At 55.7% G+C, this 19,057-nt stretch carries 17 protein-coding genes; 12 read left to right on the top strand and 5 right to left on the bottom strand.

The genetic code is table 11. The features are described 5' to 3' along the window. Positions 1-84: 84 nt before the first annotated feature. Entirely contained in the window at positions 85-2,499 is a 2,415-nt protein-coding gene (gene ybbP, locus AL479_RS15480; protein WP_061076691.1) for a putative ABC transporter permease subunit YbbP, read from the bottom strand. Further along, positions 2,496-3,182, bottom strand: a complete 687-nt coding sequence (gene ybbA, locus AL479_RS15475) for a putative ABC transporter ATP-binding protein YbbA (protein ID WP_061076690.1) — start codon at positions 3,180-3,182, stop codon at positions 2,496-2,498. Before ybbA ends, ybbP begins: the two co-directional genes overlap by 4 nt. Here ybbA and tesA point away from each other — a divergent pair. From tesA to AL479_RS15460, 3 genes are read left to right on the top strand one after another with little or no spacing between them, the layout of a single operon-like run. Then, positions 3,150-3,776 (top strand): multifunctional acyl-CoA thioesterase I/protease I/lysophospholipase L1, encoded by a 627-nt coding sequence (tesA, locus tag AL479_RS15470; protein ID WP_192477830.1) that lies wholly within the window; start codon positions 3,150-3,152, stop codon positions 3,774-3,776. The two genes, ybbA and tesA, sit on opposite strands and share 33 nt — an antisense overlap. 28 nt (positions 3,777-3,804) lie before the next feature. Continuing rightward, on the top strand, positions 3,805-4,575 hold the full coding sequence (locus AL479_RS15465) for an SDR family oxidoreductase (protein ID WP_046401496.1): 771 nt from the start codon (positions 3,805-3,807) through the stop codon (positions 4,573-4,575). 59 nt (positions 4,576-4,634) lie between these two features. Beyond that, positions 4,635-5,489, top strand: coding sequence for a co-chaperone YbbN (locus tag AL479_RS15460; RefSeq protein WP_061076688.1), 855 nt, complete (start codon positions 4,635-4,637; stop codon positions 5,487-5,489). 50 nt (positions 5,490-5,539) lie between these two features. Here AL479_RS15460 and fetB read toward each other — a convergent pair whose 3' ends face one another. Next, on the bottom strand, positions 5,540-6,319 hold the full coding sequence (gene fetB / locus AL479_RS15455) for an iron efflux ABC transporter permease subunit FetB (protein WP_061076687.1): 780 nt from the start codon (positions 6,317-6,319) through the stop codon (positions 5,540-5,542). Next, positions 6,312-6,983: an iron efflux ABC transporter ATP-binding subunit FetA gene (fetA, locus tag AL479_RS15450; protein ID WP_061076686.1), complete on the bottom strand. Its 672-nt coding sequence runs from the start codon at positions 6,981-6,983 to the stop codon at positions 6,312-6,314. The genes fetB and fetA overlap by 8 nt, the downstream gene beginning before the upstream one ends. Positions 6,984-7,128: 145 nt before the next feature. Here fetA and AL479_RS15445 point away from each other — a divergent pair, with 145 nt between their 5' ends. The 4 genes from AL479_RS15445 to AL479_RS15430 are packed head-to-tail and all read left to right on the top strand — an operon-like array spanning position 7,129 to position 11,354. After that, positions 7,129-8,043, top strand: coding sequence for an SPFH domain-containing protein (locus tag AL479_RS15445; RefSeq protein ID WP_061076685.1), 915 nt, complete (start codon positions 7,129-7,131; stop codon positions 8,041-8,043). Next, the gene (locus AL479_RS15440) at positions 8,043-8,501 is read left to right on the top strand and encodes an NfeD family protein (RefSeq protein WP_061076684.1); all 459 of its coding nucleotides are present in this window, start codon (positions 8,043-8,045) and stop codon (positions 8,499-8,501) included. The genes AL479_RS15445 and AL479_RS15440 overlap by 1 nt, the downstream gene beginning before the upstream one ends. Before the next feature lie 22 nt (positions 8,502-8,523). Further along, positions 8,524-10,668, top strand: a complete 2,145-nt coding sequence (locus AL479_RS15435) for a hypothetical protein (protein WP_061077989.1) — start codon at positions 8,524-8,526, stop codon at positions 10,666-10,668. After that, positions 10,638-11,354, top strand: a complete 717-nt coding sequence (locus tag AL479_RS15430; RefSeq protein ID WP_061076683.1) for a DUF3142 domain-containing protein — start codon at positions 10,638-10,640, stop codon at positions 11,352-11,354. The genes AL479_RS15435 and AL479_RS15430 overlap by 31 nt, the downstream gene beginning before the upstream one ends. On the opposite strand, the gene cueR is transcribed toward AL479_RS15430, so the two are convergent. Beyond that, positions 11,351-11,761, bottom strand: coding sequence for a Cu(I)-responsive transcriptional regulator (gene cueR, locus AL479_RS15425; protein ID WP_044258912.1), 411 nt, complete (start codon positions 11,759-11,761; stop codon positions 11,351-11,353). The two genes, AL479_RS15430 and cueR, sit on opposite strands and share 4 nt — an antisense overlap. 378 nt (positions 11,762-12,139) lie before the next feature. Here cueR and AL479_RS15420 point away from each other — a divergent pair, with 378 nt between their 5' ends. From AL479_RS15420 to copA, 5 genes are all read left to right on the top strand, one after another. Continuing rightward, entirely contained in the window at positions 12,140-13,534 is a 1,395-nt protein-coding gene (locus AL479_RS15420) for an MFS transporter (protein WP_061076682.1), read from the top strand. A gap of 104 nt (positions 13,535-13,638) precedes the next feature. Continuing rightward, positions 13,639-14,670, top strand: coding sequence for a LacI family DNA-binding transcriptional regulator (locus tag AL479_RS15415; RefSeq protein WP_061076681.1), 1,032 nt, complete (start codon positions 13,639-13,641; stop codon positions 14,668-14,670). Between the two features lie 10 nt (positions 14,671-14,680). Beyond that, positions 14,681-15,664 (top strand): nucleoside hydrolase, encoded by a 984-nt coding sequence (locus tag AL479_RS15410; protein ID WP_061076680.1) that lies wholly within the window; start codon positions 14,681-14,683, stop codon positions 15,662-15,664. Positions 15,665-15,725: 61 nt separating this feature from the next. Beyond that, positions 15,726-16,439, top strand: coding sequence for an MgtC/SapB family protein (locus tag AL479_RS15405; protein ID WP_061076679.1), 714 nt, complete (start codon positions 15,726-15,728; stop codon positions 16,437-16,439). A gap of 96 nt (positions 16,440-16,535) precedes the next feature. Beyond that, positions 16,536-19,037, top strand: a complete 2,502-nt coding sequence (gene copA, locus AL479_RS15400; protein WP_061076678.1) for a copper-exporting P-type ATPase CopA — start codon at positions 16,536-16,538, stop codon at positions 19,035-19,037. The last annotated feature ends 20 nt before the right edge of the window (positions 19,038-19,057 follow it).

Below are 19,057 nucleotides of genomic sequence, written 5' to 3'. Positions count from 1 at the left end.
GCCGTTAAACAGCGAGGGGTTATCAATTTATGCTACTAAGAAAGTACGCGCCAGCATAAAAACCGGCGCGTCATTATCACGGCATTAAACAGTAAACTGACGGAACAACGCTTTCCCTTTCAGCAGACGGACGCCGAGCCAGCCCCCGCAAAGAGAAAGTAAAAGCGCGCCGCAAAGAGGCAGGACAATCCACAAACGCCAGTCAGGTTCCCACGGGAAGTCAAACACCTGAGTTTGCAGCACCGCCAGCGCGGTTTCCGCGCCGATGGACGCCACCAGCCCGGAGACCAGCCCCAGCATGGCAAATTCACACCACAGCGTGGTGCGCAGGAGTTTCTTGCCCGCGCCTAACGTACGCCAGACCACCAGCTCCTGATGGCGCTGGCGCATGCCGACCTGCACCTGCGCCAGTAGCAGCAGCATGCCGCAGGCGGTCACCAGCACAACCATGACCTCCAGCGCCCGGCTAACCTGCTCCAGCACCTGCCCCACCTGCTTGAGGATCGCGCCGATGTCTAACAGGCTAATCGTCGGGAACTCACGGTTAAGCTGCGTCAGCATGCCGTTGCCGTTTTCCCAGCGGAAGCTGGTCAGCCAGCTTTGCGGCTGACCATCCAGCGCGCCGGACGGGAAGATAAAGAAAAAGTTGGGGCGCAGGCTTTCCCAGTCGACCCGGCGCAAACTGGTCACCTTCGCGCTGAACGCCTGGGTGTCCCCCATAAAAGTGACGCTGTCGCCGAGTGAAACGTTCAACCGTTTTGCCAGCCCCTCTTCCATCGATACCTCGCCTTCTTCTGGCGGCCAGTTGCCGGCGGTGATGGGATTGTGATCCGGACGGGCATCCTGCCAGGTCAGGTTCAGCTCACGATTCAGGGACTCATCTTGTCCACCTTCCGTCGGTGTGTTGTTTATCGCTGTCAACCGCGCCCGCACAATCGGGTAGAACGCCTCCGGGATCACCTGATGTTCGGAGAGAAATGCCTTCACCTGCGGCACCTGCTCCGGGGCAATGTTGATCAGAAAATAGTTGGGACTTTCCGGCGGAAGCTGCTGCTGCCAGCGATCCAGCAGGTCACCGCGTAAAACCAGCAGCAGCGCCAGCAGCATAAACGACAACGAAAATGCTGACAGCTGGCTCAGCGTCGACCACGGCTGGCGCAACAGGCGACTGACCGCGAGGCGCAGCGGCAGCGCCGACAGCGTCATCCCGCGCAGAACGTTCAGCAGCATCCATCCCAGCACGCCGCACAACAACGCCAGCACGACCGCCCCCGCCAGCACCGCCCACAGCAGCGGGCTGCCGCCCATTAACCCGGCCAGTAACACCACCACCACCACGGTCACGATCGGCAAATAGAATTTCAGCGGCCAGACGTTGGCCACCACGTCACGACGCAATACGCGCAGCGGCTGGGTGGCTAATAACAAGCGATATGGACGCAAACCGACCAGTAGAGAAATCACCGTCATGGTGCCCAACGCCCAGATCCACGGCCAGAAACTGGCAGGCGGCAGCGCGGCGGGCAACACCGGTTTAAGCAGCACCATCAGCATCTTTTCGAATAACAGGCCGATCGCCCCGCCCGTCACGGCGGAAAGCGCCAGTACCATCAACCACTGCCCGACAATCAGTTTTCGCAGTTGCGCCCTGCCCGCGCCGAGCGTTTTCAGAATCGCCACCAGATCGTAGCGACTGCGGCAGTAGTGATTCATCGCCACCGCCACGGCAGCGACGGCCAGCAGCAGTGTTAACAGTGCCGAAAGAAGAAGAAATTGTTGCGAACGCTCAAGGGATTTACCCAGCGCGCCTTCGTCCTGTTCAAGTCCGTACCAGCGATGTTCCGGCTTCAGTTGCGGTAACAGCCACTTTTCATAGCCGTCAAGCTGTTGTGGCGTACCGCCAAATTTATAGCGCCACGTGACGCGACTGCCGGGCTGCACGGCACCGGTTTTCGCGACATCCGCCGTATTCATTAACAGACGCGGCGCCATCTGGAAGGGATTAAAACCGGAATCCGGCTCCTGCACTACTTCACCGGCAATGCGCAGCGTGGCATCGCCGACATCAATGGTGTCGCCGGTTTTCAGATTCAGCAGCGCCATCAGTCGCGGCGCCAGCAGTACCGTTCCCTGCTGCGGCTTGAGCCCCGGCGGGTTGGTTTCCAGCTCGCCGTACATCGGGTAGATGTCATCGACCGCTTTGACATTCGCCAGTTGTGGCGTGTCACCGGCAAAGGTCATGGTGGCAAAGGTCAGTTGCTCCCCGACCTTCAGGCCGCGCTGACGCGCTTCGTCAATCCACGTCTGCGGCACCTCGCGTGAGCTGCGCAGCGCTCGATCGCCGGCCATGAACTCACGACTTTGCTGACTTAACCCTTTTTCCATCCGGTCGCTGATGTTGCCCAGCGCCAGCACGCAGGCCACCGCCAGACTCAGCGCCAGCCAGACAATCAACAGCGACGGCGAACGCCATTCGCGCCAGAACCAGCGTGCGATCATGCCTCCTCCTGCAACTGTCCATTCACCAGACGCAGCCGTCGGTTACAGCGCGCCGCCAGTTGCGGATCGTGAGTCACCAGGATAAGCGTGGTACCGTGTTCGCGGTTAAGAGAAAAGAGCAGATCGGCAATTTTCTCACCGGTCTGCCGGTCGAGGTTCCCCGTCGGTTCATCGGCAAACAGGACGTCCGGGCGACCATTAAAGGCACGCGCCAGCGCCACGCGCTGCTGCTCACCACCGGAAAGCTGTGCCGGAAGATGGTCCAGACGCTTGCCCAGACCCAGTTGTTCCAGCAGGGCTTTTGCTCCCGCTTTACTTTGTCCGCTGTTTTCGCCGCGCAGCAGTGCGGGAAGTTCGACGTTTTCCAGCGCATTCAGTGTGGGAATCAACATAAAGGACTGAAAGACAAAACCGACATGCTGTGCACGCAGTTGGGCCCGGGCCTCTTCATCCATCTGATGCAGCGGTTTCCCCACCAGATTGACGTCGCCCTCGGTGCCGTCGTCCAGTCCGGCGAGGATCGCCAGCAGCGTGGATTTCCCTGAACCCGACTCGCCAATCAGCGCAATGGTCTCGGCGCGTTTGACAACCAGGTCAACTCCGGTAAGGATGGAAAGCTCGTGCTCCCCCTGACCGACGGACTTCTTAAGATGATGAACTTCAACAATGTTTTCCGCTGGCATTTGCCTTTCCTGTTCCTGATCCTGTTTACCTGTCGGGCCGCTGTGGCTGACACGTTGTTAATCCTCGGCGACAGCCTGAGCGCCGGATACCGAATGTCCGCCAGTGCCGCCTGGCCTGCGTTGCTCAACGATAAATGGCAGAGCAAAACCACTGTGGTGAACGCCAGCATCAGCGGCGACACCTCCCAGCAAGCGCTGGCGCGTCTGCCTGCGCTACTCAAGCAGCATCAACCGCGCTGGGTGCTGGTTGAGCTGGGCGGCAACGACGGACTACGCGGCTTTGCGCCGCAACAGACCGAACAGACGCTGCGCACCATCGTGCAGGACGTGAAGGCGGCGAACGCCGAACCGTTGCTGATGCAAATTCGCCTGCCCGCAAACTATGGTCGTCGGTATAATGAAACCTTTAGCGCGCTCTATCCAAAGCTCGCCAAAGAATTTGATATTCCTCTGTTACCCTTTTTTATGGAAGAGGTCTATCTGAAACCGCAATGGATGCAGGATGATGGTATTCATCCTAACCGCGATGCCCAGCCGTTTATCGCCGACTGGATGGCGAAACAGCTGAGTCCTTTAGTAAAACACGAGTCTTAATTCAACGGAGATCCTGACAGGTAAAGTTATGCAAAAATCGGTCTTAATAACAGGATGTTCCAGCGGTATCGGCCTGGAAAGCGCGCTTGAGCTGAAGCGTCAGGGCTTTCAGGTTCTCGCCGGCTGCCGCAAACCCGACGATGTCACGCGCATGAATAACATGGGATTCACCGGCGTATTGATCGACCTCGACTCGCCTGAAAGCGTGGATCGCGCCGCTGACGAGGTGATCGCCCTGACCGATAACTGCTTATACGGGATCTTTAACAATGCCGGATACGGCGTCTACGGTCCGCTGCCCACCATCAGCCGCGCGCAGATGGAGCAGCAATTTTCCGCCAATTTCTTTGGCGCTCATCAGCTCACGATGCGTCTGTTACCGGCCATGCTGCCGCACGGCGAAGGTCGGATCGTGATGACCTCCTCGGTGATGGGGCTGATCTCAACGCCCGGGCGCGGCGCCTACGCGGCCAGTAAATACGCGCTGGAAGCCTGGTCAGATGCGTTACGCATGGAGCTGCGTCACAGCGGAATTAAGGTCAGTCTGATTGAACCCGGCCCCATTCGCACGCGCTTTACTGAAAACGTTAACCAGACCCAGAATGACAAACCGGTGGAAAACCCCGGTATTGCCGCACGTTTTACGCTCGATCCTGAAGCCGTCGTCGCCAAAGTGCGCCATGCTTTTGTCAGCGACAAACCCAAACTCCGCTATCCCGTCACGCTGGTGACCTGGGCCGTCATGCTGCTCAAACGTCTGCTGCCGGGACGCCTGATGGACAAAATTTTGCACGGATGAGTTGAAGCGTACGCGTCAGCCCCCATGTAAAAAAGAAATCGACACAAGAGAGTGACTCCATGTCCACACAGAATATTGTCAACATTAACGAATCGAACCTGCAGCAGACCTTAGAACTGTCTATGACCACGCCGGTCCTGTTCTACTTCTGGTCTGAACGCAGCCAGCACTGCCTGCAACTGACGCCGGTGCTGGAAAGCCTTGCCGCGCAGTACAACGGTCAGTTCATTCTGGCGAAGCTCGACTGTGATGCCGAACAGATGATCGCCTCTCAGTTCGGTCTGCGCGCTATTCCGACCGTCTATTTGTTCCAGAACGGTCAGCCGGTTGACGGCTTTCAGGGACCGCAGCCGGAAGAGGTGATTCGCGCCCTGCTCGACAAAGTGTTGCCACGTGAAGAAGAGCTAAAAGCGCAACAGGCCATGCAACTGATGCAGGAAGGCAACTACACTGAAGCGCTGCCGCTGCTGAAAGACGCCTGGCAGTTGTCTAACCAGAACGGTGAAATCGGCCTGCTGCTGGCGGAAACGCAAATTGCCCTCAACCGCTCCGAAGACGCAGAAGCCGTGCTGAAAACCATTCCGCTTCAGGATCAGGACACCCGTTATCAGGGGCTGGTCGCGCAAATTGAACTGTTGAAACAGGCGGCGGATACGCCAGAGATACAGCTACTGCAACAACAGGTGGCGGAAAACCCGCAGGACGCCGGACTGGCAGCGCAGCTGGCGCTGCAGCTGCATCAGGTGGGACGCAACGAAGAAGCGCTGGAACTGCTGTTCAGCCATCTGAAAAAAGATCTTGCCGCCGCAGACGGTCAAGCGCGTAAAACGTTCCAGGAAATTCTTGCCGCGCTGGGTACCGGCGACGCGCTGGCGTCGAAATATCGCCGTCAGCTGTATGCGTTGCTGTACTGATCGTATTTGCCCGATGGCGCTACGCGTATCGGGCCTACGCAAGCCGCCGGTTACGATTTCCTTAAATGCGTCACCACCAGTTGGTGACGCGAGTTGTAAAACTTCCGATAGGTTAAATAACAGGCAATGATGGTCGACAGACTCGCCGTTGAGAGCAGCATAAACGTCACCATAATCTGATATTTAATCGCTTTGACCGGATCGATACCGGCAAAGATCAGCCCTGACATCATCCCCGGCAAACTCACCAGTCCGACCGTTTTCGCGGAGTCGATCGTCGGGATCAGCGAGGCGCGAATGCTGTCGCGGATCAAGCCAGCAGACGCCATTTTCGGCGTGGCGCCGAGACTGAGTTTCTCCTGAATCTGCTGTTGTTCACTGCTGAAACGCTGGCCGAGATTGTTGTAGCACAATCCGACGGCCACCATTGCATTACCGGCGATCATCCCGGAAATGGGGATCACCTGCATCGGAATAAATTCAATCGACCCCGACAACACCAGCACCGCCAGCGTTAACCCTGCCCCTGTCGTGATGGCAATAAACGAGGAAACAAACGCTTTATCAATATATTTACTGCGCTTCTGCGCGTTATACGCGGCGTTAAAACAGATAAATAGCACCATCACTAACGTCAGGACCGCATGATTCACCGCGAAGATATATTTCAGGACATAGCCGACGATAATAAGCTGAACCACGGCGCGAGCGACGCTCCAGAGAATATCTTTCTCCAGCGCGAGTTTCTCTTTATGGCTTATCAGCATCGCCACCACCACCAGCATCATCGCTAATGCCGGTGACTCGTTAGTAATATTATGTTCATTCATTACGCGCTTCCTGCATTTCTCCGGCATGCGGCATCAGAGTGATTATTTCATCCGCATGATTAATTTCGTCTTTATCGTGAGTCACCCACAGCACCCCTATCCGCTGCTCGCGAGCATAGTGATGAATAATCTCATTCACATTGCGCTTATTGCTTTCATCCAGCGCGCTGGTGATTTCATCAAGCAGTAAAACCTGCGGCAAAAACTGTAAATTGCGGATCAGAGAAATGCGCTGTTTCTCTCCGCCGGAAAGTTCGTTGATATTTTTCGTCAGCATCGACTCCGGCAGTTGAAAGCGGGCCAGATCCGCCAGAAAAGCCCCAGGATCAGGGCGCCGGTTACGGATTTGCCAGGGGAAGATCAGATTATCGTAGACGGTATCGCCAAACAGCGCGGGCGTCTGGGCGCAATAGGAAACCTGTTGACGATAATGTTCCGGGTTGAGAGTGGCGATATCCTCCCCGACAAAGAGGATCTCGCCGCTATTCGGACTGAGCAACGACGCAATAATCTTCAGTAATGTACTTTTTCCACAGCCGGAAGGGCCGGTGATTAATTTAAATTCACCGGGATGTAAGTCAAAACTGATGTTATTCAGAATTTTCGTGGTCCCGACCTGGTAACCCACATTGTTTACCTGCAGCAAAATGCTATTTTCACGCATTATCTATCCTGTTTTCGCGTTTTATCGCAAAATAGTGTATCCCTCTAATTAACGGGAGGGGAACTCTCTTTAATGAATCAGGTATAATTTCAAGAGTAACGTCGCCAATCACGACATCATGGACAGTTCAACAGGAGGTTTTTCAATGCTTATCGTTATTCCTATTCTCATTTTTGTCGCGCTGGTCATCGTCGGTGCCGGCGTGAAAATTGTTCCCCAGGGGTATCAGTGGACGGTAGAGCGATTTGGCCGCTATACCAAAACGCTGCAACCGGGCTTAAGCATCGTTGTGCCGTTCATGGACCGGGTTGGCCGCAAAATCAATATGATGGAGCAGGTGCTGGATATTCCCTCGCAGGAAGTGATCTCGAAAGATAACGCCAACGTCACCATTGATGCCGTCTGCTTTATTCAGGTGATTGACGCTCCGCGTGCGGCCTATGAGGTCAGCAATCTGGAACTGGCGATCATCAACCTCACCATGACCAACATCCGTACCGTTCTGGGTTCGATGGAGCTCGATGAAATGCTCTCCCAGCGTGACAGCATCAATACCCGACTGCTGCATATTGTCGATGAAGCCACCAATCCCTGGGGCATTAAAGTTACGCGTATCGAAATTCGCGATGTCCGCCCACCGGCTGAACTGATCTCCTCAATGAACGCCCAGATGAAAGCGGAACGAACCAAGCGTGCCTATATTCTGGAAGCCGAAGGGGTGCGTCAGGCGGAAATCCTTAAGGCCGAAGGGGAAAAACAGTCGCAGATCCTGAAAGCTGAAGGGGAACGTCAGTCCGCCTTCTTACAGGCGGAAGCCCGCGAACGTTCCGCTGAAGCGGAAGCCCGCGCCACCAAAATGGTGTCTGAAGCGATCGCCTCCGGTGATATTCAGGCGGTGAATTACTTTGTGGCGCAGAAATATACCGAAGCGCTACAGCAAATCGGCTCGTCCAGTAACAGTAAAGTGGTGATGATGCCACTGGATGCCAGCAGCCTGATGGGCTCCATTGCCGGGATCACTGAACTGATCAAGGACAGCGCCAGCGAACGGAATAAATAATGATCGAGATGATTGTGGGGCATCCCCATATTTTCTGGCTCAGCCTCGGTGGTCTGCTTCTGGCCGCTGAGATGCTGGGCGGCAACGGTTATCTGTTATGGAGCGGCGTCGCGGCGGTCATTACCGGCATTCTGGTCTGGCTGTTGCCCGTCGACTGGGAATGGCAGGGTATTATCTTTGCCGTCTTAACGCTGCTTGCCGCCTGGTTCTGGTGGAAGTGGATGGCAAAACGCGTTCGTGAACAAAAGCCCGCAGACAGTCAGCTCAACCAGCGCGGCCAGCAACTGGTCGGCCGTCGGTTTGTACTGGAGTCGTCTCTGGTCAATGGTCGTGGACACATGCGGGTTGGCGACAGTTCATGGCCGGTCAACGCCAGCGACGATCTGCCCGCCGGCACTCACGTTGAAGTGATTGCCGTTGAAGGCATCACGCTCTACATCAGACCCCTTCCCCGATGAAACAGATGACAGGAATCGCATGATGGTCAGGAAGACGCCTCTGGCATTAAGTTTTTGCGCACTACTGGCGAGCGCCCCGCAGGCATTCGCCTCGTTTGATATGGCAGACTGCACGTGGAGCGACGAACGCTGCCTGCTGAAAGGCGACCCTATTCTGACGCCCGATAATGATTCTCGCGATAACCTGTTGCGCCTGCTGAGTGAGGCAAAGTCGTTTGCTGTGCCCGTCCAGTCGATGCCTGCGGATATCACCCGCTCACGCGACTTCTATTTTGCTTATCACCCGCAGTGGGATGACATTGATGTCCGGACGGACTCATCTGCACAAACGCAGAACGCAACCAGCCCGCTCGCCAGGCAAATGGCAACGCTGCAGGTGGAGCCGGTTGAATTCAACCACGACGGTGATCAGGAAAACCGTTTTGTCTCCAATAATGCCGACAGCGTCAGTCAGTTTTTTGCCGCGCTGCAAAGCGATGCGGCGCTGACGGCAGAACAAAAGCAGGCGCTGGCGCAGGCACGTCTGGGGCTTTATTCCGGGGCCAACGCAGAGCAAATTACGGCGTCCCTCGCCGCGCTCCCGGCGGATTCAGTTGCCCTGACGTATAAAACCTATCTGACCGGCGCGGCCCATTTTTACGCGGGTGAATACGAAAGCGCCGCGCAGACCTTCACGTCTCTGCTTAAGAGCGATCGCCCGTGGCTGGCGGAAACCGCGCAATATATGCTGATGCGCACGGCGCTGAACAAAAGCAGCCAGAACAGTGTCGGCGAATATGGCGATTTTGATATCGCGCGAATAAACCGTGAAGACGCCTTGCTCGCGCAAAAAGAGGCGCAAACCTATCTCCAGCGCTGGCCAGAAGGCCGCTATGCCGATTCCGCACACGGCATGCTGCGCCGCATCCACTGGTATTTGCAGGACTGGACGTCACTTGCAGGATTGTATGAGCAGGCATTCCAGCAGGCCGCCGATGCGCAGGCGCTGCGAAACCTGGTGATTGAATACGATAATGTCTTTGGCATGCAGTTTTACGATCAATCCGTCCAGGAGGCGTTCGCCGATGCCCCCCTCGTCAGTTATATCGAGATGCTGCGCGCCCTTCGTCTGAACAGCGACCAGAAGCCAACCCTGACGCAGGCCAACCTTGATGCCAGCAAACCGGTTTTTGAAAAAAGCGGGAAACTGCCGCTGTGGCGCGATCTGCAACTCAACCTGTGGCTGGTGACAGAGAACGATGCTGCCATTCTGCAGGCGGTTACCCCGGCGCAAAAACTACCGGCTCACGATATCCTCGCCTTCAGTGAACAGGTTCTCTACGGTAACGCGCTGATGGGGCAAAAGCAGTGGTCAGCGGCACGCGATTTCTGGTCGACACTGCTGAAGCTGAGCCAGGATAACGAACAGCGGCAGTATGTGCAGGCAAAACTGGCGGCGACGCTGGTCTACAGCGGCGATACGGCGGCGATGTTTGCCCCGGACAGCGCGGTCACCAGCTTGCGCTATCGCTCGCGGGTACTGAAAACCGTGGCGACGCCTGAACAGCTGCGCCAGCAGGTCAGCCAAGGGCCGAATAATGAAGAACGCACTATCGCGCTGCATACGCTGCTGGTGCGCGATCTCACTGAAAACCGCTTTAGCGACTGGCTGCAGGACCGCAAACTCGCCAGCGCCATCACGCAGCCGGTGATCGGTGAAGCATTCGACGACATCAATCTGAGCACGTTTGACTGGAACGGCGACGCCGCTGAAGCCGGTTACGTGTGCCGTAGCCTCAATGACACCGTCGGCACGCTGAGCAAAAATCCCGATGATGCCCATGCGCTGAACTGTCTGGGTGAGTTTTTCCGCACGTCGCAAACCCATGTTGATTTGTGGAAAGACAGCGCAGGCAATGGCGTGCTGGAAGCCGCTATCGACCGCAAGCATCCGGTTGGGCAGTATGACCGCCAGAGTTACTATCAGCAGGTCATTACCTCGCCGCAAGCCGAGCATGAAGACAGAAGTTACGCGCTGTATCGCGCCATCATGTGCTACGCCCCGTCCGGTGCAAATGAGTGCGGCGGAGAAGAGGTGGACAAACAGCAGCGCAAAGGCTGGTTCACGCAATTGAAAACCCAGTATCCGGGCAGTCCGTGGGCGCAAAAACTCAAATACTACTGGTAATCGCGCTACTGGCGGGACAGGCGCAGGCAGTTGAGACGGTTACCGCCCGCGAACATCCCGCCTTCTGGCTCTGGTCAGGGGTAAAGGCCAGCGATGAACTGAGAGGCGCCCGGACGGTCTATCTGCATCAGGGTGAAGTATTGATGCGGGCGAAGGGCGCAGAGTTTCAGCGTCTGGGACTTCCCGTCAGCCGCCTGACGTTTCCGTCCATCTGGCTTACCGTGCGCTTTACCACGCTCGACGTTCCGGACGCAATTCCGGCACGCATCGTGCGGCTGATGCAGCGCTGGCAGGCGGCGGGAAATCAGGTGGTAGGGCTGCAGGTCGATTTTGACGCCGCGACGCATCAACTCGCCGACTATGCCCGCTTTCTGCGGGCATTGCGCCAACAACTGCCTCCCGACTTTGCTCTTGGGGTAACCGGATTACTGGACTGGGCGAAAACCGGTGACGTCGCGACGCTGAACGCGCTGCCGATCGATGAACTGGTGGTGCAGAGCTATCAGGGGCGGCGCACGGTGACGAATTATCAGGACTACCTGCCCGCCCTCACCCGCCTGCGTATTCCATTTAAGCTTGGTCTGGTACAGCACGGTAAGCGGGACAGCCAGGCGGAAGCACAGTTACGCACCTCCCCGTGGTATCGCGGCACGGTGGTCTTTATGCTCAACTCCGACGCGCGTTAAGCCTGCGCCTTGTGGTGGCAGCAGCCAGAAAGGTTATCAATAATTGGGCATTCCGCGCTGTCATCGCCCGGACACGACTCAGCCAGCGCCAGCAACTGTACGCGCATTGACTGTAATTCGCTGATATGGCGCTCAATTTCAGCCACTTTCTCCAGCGTCCGCTTTTTGACATCCGCGCTGTGACGCCCCGGATCGTTGAACAGATTTACCAGTTCACCGCACTCTTCAAGATTGAATCCGACCTGGCGCGCCTGGCGCAGTAGCGTCAGCTCATTGAGATGCTGCTGCCCGTACGTGCGATAGCCGTTTTCGCCACGCAGCGGCGGCGTGACCAGCCCTTTCTCTTCATAAAAGCGGATCGCTTTACTGGTTAAGCCGGTTTTTTTTGCTACATCGCTGATATTCACACGTCCTCCGCACCTTAAGCTGTGGCATGGTGTCATTATAACGTACTTGTTGCTGACACCCCACACCCCATCCCTATTGATGCCAGTAACCATCTGTTATTTCACAGGTCACGGGCGTTACCACTGCCACTTTCACATTTTCCCGGAACCGCCGATCGTTCGTACAGAATAAACAGTGAAGAACATCGAAGCGGGCATACCTTTTTCTGTAACAATTGCCTGTTATAAGTGATCGCTTTCGCAATTTTAACTCTTTTATTTGATCATTCTACGCGGGTAGATTTATTAATCTCCGGTAAAAATATAATATCTACGCGAGTAGAACGTGAAGAGCACAAGCCTGCGACGCATGTCGACAGATAACTTCAAGGAGTTCTTATGAACACGCATTCATCCTCTGTTCCCCTGACGGATAACCAACAAGCAGCACAAGAGCGGCTGGAAACCCCCGAAGGACGCCGCGAGTTTTGGCGAGCAACATTTTCCTGCTGGTTAGGCACCACGATGGAGTATGCCGATTTTGCTCTGTACGGCCTTGCCGCAGGCATTATCTTTGGCGATGTCTTTTTTCCGGAAGCGACACCTGTCATGGCGTTGCTTTCCAGCTTTGCCGCCTATTCTGTTGGATTTATTGCTCGCCCCATCGGTGCGCTACTGTTCGGCTGGATAGGCGATAAACATGGTCGGAAGATTGTCATGGTTATCACGATTGGATTGATGGGCATGTCGACCATGCTAATAGGTTTAATCCCCAGCTACGCCCAGATTGGCGTCTGGGCGCCGGTATGCCTGGTTATCCTTCGATTTTCTCAGGGACTGGGAGCCGGAGCGGAGCTTTCAGGCGGTACTGTGATGCTCGGCGAATATGCTCCCGTTAAACGCCGTGGGCTGGTTTCCTCGATTATCGCGCTAGGCTCGAACAGCGGAACATTACTGGCTTCTCTGGTTTGGCTCATCGTCCTGCAAATGGACAAAGATGACTTACTGAGCTGGGGCTGGCGTATTCCTTTTCTTTGCAGCATTCTTATCGCCGCCGCCGCATTATTCATTCGTCGCCATATGCGCGAAACGCCCGTCTTTGAACGACAAAAAGCCCTCCTGCAGGCAGAGCGAGAAAAGGTTCTTCGCGAGGGGAAAGCACAGCAACTGCATGATACACGTAGCTTCTGGAAACGGACCCGTGCGTTCTGGACCATGGTCGGATTACGCATTGGCGAGAATGGCCCCTCCTACCTGGCTCAGGGATTTATCATTGGCTATGTCGCTAAGGTGCTGATGGTGGATAAATCTGTGCCGACCGTGGCGGTATTTATCGCATCGGTTCTGGGATTTGCCATTATTCCTCTGGCGGGTTGGCTTTCCGATCGATTCGGCAGACGGATCATCTATCGTTGGTTCTGCTTGTTACTGATCCTGTATGCCTTTCCGGCATTCATGCTGCTGGATTCTCGTGAGCCGTGGATTGTTATCCCAACGATCATTACCGGGATGGGACTTGCGTCACTGGGTATTTTTGGTGTTCAGGCTGCCTGGGGCGTTGAGCTTTTCGGTGTCACGAATCGTTATACTAAAATGGCATTTGCAAAAGAGCTCGGTTCGATTATGTCTGGCGGGACGGCGCCACTCATCGCCTCTGCACTGCTCTCGTTTTACGGACACTGGTGGCCAATCGCTCTCTATTTCGCTCTTATGGCCACCATTGGACTGGTAACCACTTTCTTTGCACCAGAAACCCGTGGGCGGGATCTTAACTTACCCGAGGATGCGATTTGAGGCCAGAGAACGTGAGACGCGCGTTCTTTACCAAAGATTTTTGGGTCATAACGCCTTATGCTGTCTGGAAAAAATCACTCTGAACGCAATCAGGTAGGTGCCTCGTGACTCAATCACATTCGCAACGCGTAACACGTTCTGACGTGGCAAAAGAAGCGGGAACGTCCGTCGCTGTCGTTAGTTACGTTATTAATAATGGTCCACGTCCCGTTGCCGAAGCGACCCGGCAACGTGTACTACAGGCCATTAAGAAAACCGGCTATCGACCCAATGGCATCGCGCGTGCGCTGGCTTCAGGGAGTACACAAACTTATGGGCTTGTCGCACCGGACATCTCGAACCCGTTTATCGCCTCTATGGCCCATGCTCTGCAACACGAAGCATTTGCTGATGGCAAAGTACTCCTGCTGGGTGATGCAGGCGACAGTAGCTGCCGTGAACGTGAACTCATTAATAATATGTTGCACCGCCAGGTTGACGGGCTGATCTACACCAGTGTTGATCGCCATCCTTATATCAATTTGATTCAGGAGAACGGTACGCCCTGTGTCATGCTCGATCGTGTGGATCCGGGACTTAACGTCAGCGTTATCCAGGTTGATGAACAACAGGCAGCGATGCAGGTAACACAACATCTGATTGATCATGGATACCGCGACATCGGCATCATCTGTGGCCCGCGTGAAATGCTGAATACTCAGGATCGTATCCGGGGCTGGCAGCAGGCGCTGGAAGCCTCATCGTTAATGGTCAATCCCTTATGGATTTTTTCGACCAACTATACCCGCGCCGGGGGTTACGAGGCGACAAAACGTATGTTGCAGCGCCAGCCACCGCGCGCGCTGTTCGCGACGAATGAACAGCAGGCACTGGGTTGTTTACGCGCTCTGGCGGAACAGGGGCTGCGCGTTCCTGAAGATGTTGCACTGGTCTGTTTTAACGCAACCCATGAATCAGCTTACAACGTCCCCTCGTTAACCGCCGTTCTGCAACCGGTCGATAAGATGGCCCGCGCGGCAATTGACATGCTGAAAAATTGGGATGGAGAGGTTCGCCGCGTTGAATTTGAATTTTATTTACGAACAGGAGAGTCGTGTGGCTGCCAGGGACATAAAGTACAACCCGAGACAACGTGAAAATACATCGATGCGGATCATAATTGACTGCGATCCAGGCAATGGCATCCCCGGCGCGAATATCGATGACGGCCTGGCGCTGGCGCTGGCGATCGCCGCGCCGCAAATCACTCTGGAGATGATCACCACTGTCGCAGGAAACACACCGGCAGACGTGGGATATGCCGTCGCGAAAGATCTCATTGCGCAATTGGATGTTCCGGTTGCGGTCTACCGTGGCGCCTCGCGTGCGCTCCGGGAAGATCCGCAACCCTGGCGTGAAAAACTGGATCATGGTGTCGATCAGTTCGGCTTGCGGCAACTCTGGTCGGAGGTTCCTGCCCCGGCATTGTGTCAACAGGTGCCCCCCCATGCGCCTGAGGCAATAGGTGAACTCATCAGTAATAACCCTGGTGAGATCACGTTGGTTGCTACCGGTCCACTCACCAATGTGGCCATTGCCCTGCAGCTTTACCCGCAGATGGTTCACGCGGTCAAAAATATCGTTGTTATGGGCGGCGTATTCAATGTGCCGGGCTACCTGAAAGATACAAATTTTGGTCTGGATCCTGAGGCGGCTCATGCGGTGCTTACCAGCGGTGCGCCAGTCACGCTGGTCCCGATGGACGTGACAACGAAAACTCAACTGCTTCACGCTGATTTGGATCGTCTGGCAAAAACAGAAAACGGGCTTAGCCGTTATTTGGTGCAAACCATTCGCCCGTGGATCACATACTCTATGCAAACCCGCAATCTGCCCGGATGTTGGATCCACGATGTGTTAACCGTTGCCTGGTTACTGGATCCCTCTCTGGCAACGATGGAGGAAGATTATCTGGATGTCTCTCTGGAAGGCATCACGCGGGGAATGACCTGTCGCTATGGACGTGACACGTTGCGTCTCAATGTCGGGATCCCTGAGCCAAAAGGTGCGCGGGTAAACATTCTGCAGAGCATCGATAACGAGCGGCTTCTTTCGCTGATTGAGCACTATATCCATACCTACAGCGCATAGCGTTACGGTCAGAAAAGGAGACCTTTCTACGCTGCTTGAGGTGAGTTTTTTCGGAGGAAATATGAATACGTTATCCTTCCTCTTATTCGGTGAAGGAGAATCTCTCTTAATTACCCTGGGCAAAATTTGCGTCGCTTTTATCCTCGGAGGGGTCATCGGTCTTGAAAGAGAATCGAAAGGAAAGCCTGTCGGATTTAAAACGTGCGTCATTATTTCCGTCGCCAGTTGCGTTCTGACAATCGTCTCTATTCAGTCAGCAGAGTATTACGCGGAAATCTCGATGAATATACGTAGCGATCCGATGCGCCTGGCCGCACAAATTATCAGCGGCGTAGGCTTTCTCGGTGCAGGTGTTATCCTTCATCGCCATGATGACGCCATATCCGGGCTGACAACCGCAGCCATTGTATGGGCGTCCGCAGGAGTGGGAATTACCAGTGGCGCCGGTTTTTATATGCATGCTCTGCTTGCCACAGGCTTGTTCCTGCTGGCCATAAAACTCAGCTATTTTGTGATCTTTTTACAAACCAAAAATCAATTGCCCGGTAAAGTAAAGATTCGCATTATTCTTGACGAAAAATCAGGGCTACAAACGCTGGTGGAAAGTATTAATCAGCAAAAAAACATTATTGAAGCTATCACCATCCGCGATGTCAAAAAGGGGAAAATAGAGGTTAACCTTAAAGTCGTGATTAGAAAAAAAATGACCTTACCGGAACTTTACAACAACCTTTCTACCCTCGAACATGTTTGCGCCATCGCGCTGGAACATTAAAAACACAGGGAAAAAACAAATCCCTTGACCTTCCCCTTGCGGGAAGGTTTAACCTTTATCACAGTCAGTTAATCCCTGTAATAAAGGAGTGTAGTGATGTCTCACACTATCGACCTGACCCTGGACGGCCTGTCCTGCGGTCACTGCGTCAAACGCGTAAAAGAGAGTCTTGAACAACGCCCGGATGTTGAACAAGCTGAGGTTACCGTGACTGAAGCGCACGTCACCGGTACTGCCAGTGCCGAAGCGCTTATCGACACCATCAAACAAGCCGGTTACGGCGCAGAGTTAAGCCACCCAAAGGCTAAACCGCTGGCGGAGTCATCAATCCCGTCGGAAGCGCTGGCAGCGGTCCCTCCTGAGCTTCCGGCAGCGACGGCTGAAGATGAGAGCCAACAGCTGCTGTTAAGCGGCATGAGCTGCGCCAGCTGTGTTTCCCGGGTACAAAATGCGCTGCAAAGCGTTCCCGGGGTCACGCAGGCACGGGTAAACCTCGCGGAACGTACTGCGCTGGTGATGGGCAGTGCGTCCGCCGCAGATTTAGTCCTGGCGGTGGAAAAAGCCGGTTATGGCGCGGAGGCGATTGAAGACGATCTCAAACGCCGTGAGCGCCAGCAGGAAACCGCCATCGCAACAATGAAACGCTTCCGCTGGCAGGCGATTGTTGCCCTGCTGGTCGGCGTGCCGGTGATGGTCTGGGGGATGATGGGCGATAACATGATGGTGACCGCCGACAACCGCAGTCTGTGGCTGGCGATCGGCCTGGCAACGCTCGCCGTGATGGTCTTTGCGGGCGGTCATTTTTATCGAAGCGCGTGGAAAAGCCTGATGAACGGCACCGCGACGATGGATACCCTGGTGGCGCTGGGCACCGGCGTTGCCTGGCTGTATTCCATGAGCGTCAACCTGTGGCCGCAGTGGTTCCCGATGGAAGCACGTCATCTTTATTATGAAGCCAGCGCGATGATCATTGGTCTGATTAACCTCGGACACATGCTGGAAGCGCGCGCGCGTCAGCGCTCGTCTAAGGCGCTGGAAAAATTACTCGATCTCACGCCGCCAACGGCGCGAGTGGTTACAGAAGAAGGTGAAAAGAGCGTACCGCTGGCAGAGGTTCAGCCGGGGATGCTGTTGCGCCTGACCACCGGCGACCGCGTGCCGGTTGACGGTGAAATCACCCAGGGCGAAGCCTGGCTGGATGAGGCGATGCTCACCGGCGAACCTATCCCACAACAAAAAGGGGAAGGCGACAGTGTGCATGCCGGTACCGTCGTGCAGGATGGCAGCGTGTTGTTCCGCGCCAGTGCGGTAGGCAGCCATACCACACTGTCGCGCATTATTCGCATGGTGCGCCAGGCGCAGAGCAGTAAGCCTGAAATCGGTCAGATGGCCGATAAGATTTCCGCCGTGTTTGTCCCGGTCGTGGTGCTGATTGCGCTGGTGAGCGCGGGTATCTGGTACTTCTTTGGCCCGGCCCCGCAAATTGTCTATACCCTGGTGATTGCCACGACGGTACTGATCATCGCCTGTCCGTGCGCGCTGGGTCTGGCGACGCCGATGTCGATTATTTCCGGCGTAGGTCGTGCGGCTGAGTTTGGCGTACTGGTGCGTGATGCCGATGCGCTGCAGCGCGCCAGCACTCTGGATACCGTGGTCTTCGACAAAACCGGGACGCTGACCGAAGGCAAACCCCAGGTCGTTGCGATTAAAACCGTTGGCAGCACTGACGAGGCGCAGGCGTTGCGACTGGCGGCCGCGCTTGAACAAGGCTCCAGCCACCCGCTGGCACGGGCAATTCTCGACAAAGCGGGTGACGGCGCACTGCCGCAGGTCAACGGTTTCCGCACCCTGCGTGGATTAGGCGTTAGCGGCGAAGCGGAAGGCCATACGCTGTTGCTGGGCAACCAGGCGCTGCTGAATGAGCAGCAGGTTGACACCCGCGAACTGGAAGCCGAGATTTCAGCCCAGGCTTCCCAGGGCGCCACGCCGGTATTGCTGGCGATTGATGGCAACGCGGCGGCGCTGCTGGCCGTACGCGATCCGCTGCGTAGCGACAGCGTGGCAGCCCTTCAGCGACTGCACCGTGCCGGTTATCGTCTGGTGATGTTAACCGGCGATAACCCGACGACGGCCAACGCCATCGCCAAAGAGGCGGGAATTGATGAGGTGATTGCCGGCGTTCTGCCGGACGGTAAAGCCGATGCCATTAAACGTCTGCAAAGCCAGGGGCGTCAGGTGGCGATGGTCGGTGACGGCATCAATGATGCACCGGCGCTGGCGCAGGCCGATGTCGGGATTGCAATGGGCGGCGGCAGCGACGTGGCGATTGAAACTGCCGCAATCACACTGATGCGCCACAGTCTGATGGGCGTAGCAGATGCGCTGTCCATCTCCCGTGCCACACTGCGTAATATGAAGCAGAACCTGCTCGGGGCGTTCATCTACAACAGCATCGGGATCCCGGTGGCCGCCGGTATCCTGTGGCCGTTTACCGGTACGCTGCTCAACCCAGTGGTTGCCGGTGCGGCAATGGCGCTCTCATCCATTACCGTGGTGAGCAACGCTAACCGACTGCTGCGCTTTAAACCAAAAGAGTAAGCGATGCCGGATGGCGCTGA

Origin of the sequence: Citrobacter amalonaticus (genome assembly GCF_001559075.2) — a bacterium.
GTDB lineage: Bacteria > Pseudomonadota > Gammaproteobacteria > Enterobacterales > Enterobacteriaceae > Citrobacter_A > Citrobacter_A amalonaticus_F.
This window is presented reverse-complemented; position numbering and strand designations above follow the sequence as displayed.